The organism is Gordonia sp. DT30 (assembly GCF_049844915.1).
Taxonomy (GTDB): domain Bacteria; phylum Actinomycetota; class Actinomycetes; order Mycobacteriales; family Mycobacteriaceae; genus Gordonia.
In genome coordinates this window covers 1-1,660 of sequence record NZ_JBNCLY010000052.1, presented here as the reverse complement: position 1 = coordinate 1,660, position 1,660 = coordinate 1, and the positions used below count along the sequence as shown (strand labels likewise).

Sequence of the window (1,660 nt, the reverse complement as noted above, 5' to 3'; positions counted from 1 at the left end):
GTCCGGCGGTGGCGTGGGGGGTCAGGGGTCGTCGGTGGCTGCGGGGGCTGCGCATGGTGGTGGGGATTCTGGTGAGGCGGCTGCTGGTTCGGCGGTTCCGGCGTCGGGTGATGGTGTCGGCGGTTCGGTGGGTGTGGTCGGTGATGGTTCGGGAGGTGTTGGGCTGCACCCTGAGCCGTCGGCGGCTTCGGCTGCGGCTTCGGCATCTTCGCCGGCGTCGACGCCGGCGGCCGGGGGATCGCCGTCGGCGCCGGCCGCGCCGGCGGGTGCGGCGGCGCCCGCCCCGGTTGCGGCGGCGGGTCATGTGCCGGGGGGCGCGGGCTCGGTGTCGGGTGCTGGGTCGGGTGCTGGGTCGGGTGTTGTGGGGGGTCGGCCGGTGGTGTCGGCGATTGCGGGGCATCCGGCGGCGTCGGGGGCGGTGGTGTCGGCGCGGCCTGACGGTGCGGGGGTGCCGCGGATGTTGACGGCGGTGCGGGCGGAGGCCGTGTCTTCGGCGGTGGGTGTTGAGGGTGCGGGCGTGGATCGTGGTGTGGGGTCGCAGGTTTCGGCGGGGGTTCCAGAAGGTGCCCGGCCGGTGTCTGGTGGTGGGCGGGGTGAGCGGGGTGGGCTGTTGCCGGTGGATCGTCCGTCGGTCGGGGATGCTCGCCCGGATGGTCCGGCGGGTGATACGGGTGCGGATCGTGGTGCCGGTGATGGTGGGTCGGCGCGGCCGTTCGAGGGGGATGGGCATGCGCGGGAGCCCGCGTGGCCGGAGCACGGACTCGGTGACGACCGGCCGGGCAGGTTGAGCGATCGTGACGGTGGGGGTGAGCGGGCCGGTGGACCTCATGGGCGTGAGGTGGCCGATCCGGAGGTCGCGCAACGGTCGGATTCGGCGTCGGATGCGGCGTCTGAGGGTGCGGCGCAGATGCCGTCCGCTCGTGTGGGTGATGTGACGGTGCGGATGGATGTTGTTGCTGTCGACGGACTTCCGCATGATGTTGCGCATCTTCCGCATCTGATCGCTCATGACGGTGGTGAGGTGGCGGGACCGCATGTGCAGGATCAGCGCCCGGTCCGTCGGGGCGGTGACGGTGATGGGGATGTGGTGCCCGATCGCGGCGCCGACACTGATGCCGCTGCTGATGATGGTGTGCGGCCGCCGGTGTCGCATGATGAGGGTCGGACGGAGCAGACCGAGGAATTGGCCGCCGCGCGCCGGGTTGCCGATGACGCGGCGGTGCAGCGGATGGATCGGGAGTCGCGGGAGGCTCCTGCGCGGGTGTTGAAGAGTTTCGATGATGCGGCGCAGAAGGTGATGTCGTCGCTCACCACGCATTCGGAGGGTGTGCCGGTGGGTGTGGGTGGCGATGTGCATCCGGCGCCGGATGCGGTGACGATGTTGGCGGTGTCGGGGTCGTTGCTGGGTGTGGCATCGGTGAAGGCGGCCTATCACGGTGCGGCCCGGCTGACCGATGCGGTGCGGGCACGTGTGGGGGGTGTGCACGCCGACCGCGCGGGTGATGTCCACCCTGATTCCGGACCTGTTGTGGTTGAGGAGCTTCGGTCTGATGGTGGCGATGATGTAGCCGGTCCTCGGGTCATCGACGATGTGGACGCATCCGGTCGGGTGGGGTTGTCGTCGTCGATGACGCGGGCACAGGTCGATGACGCGTTGGGG

1 pseudogene is annotated in these 1,660 nt (G+C 71.0%); it reads left to right on the top strand.

The annotated features are described in order from the left end of the window. Positions 1–517: 517 nt before the first annotated feature. Positions 518–1,660, top strand: a pseudogene (locus ACLQ3C_RS21370) (hypothetical protein); the annotation flags it as partial.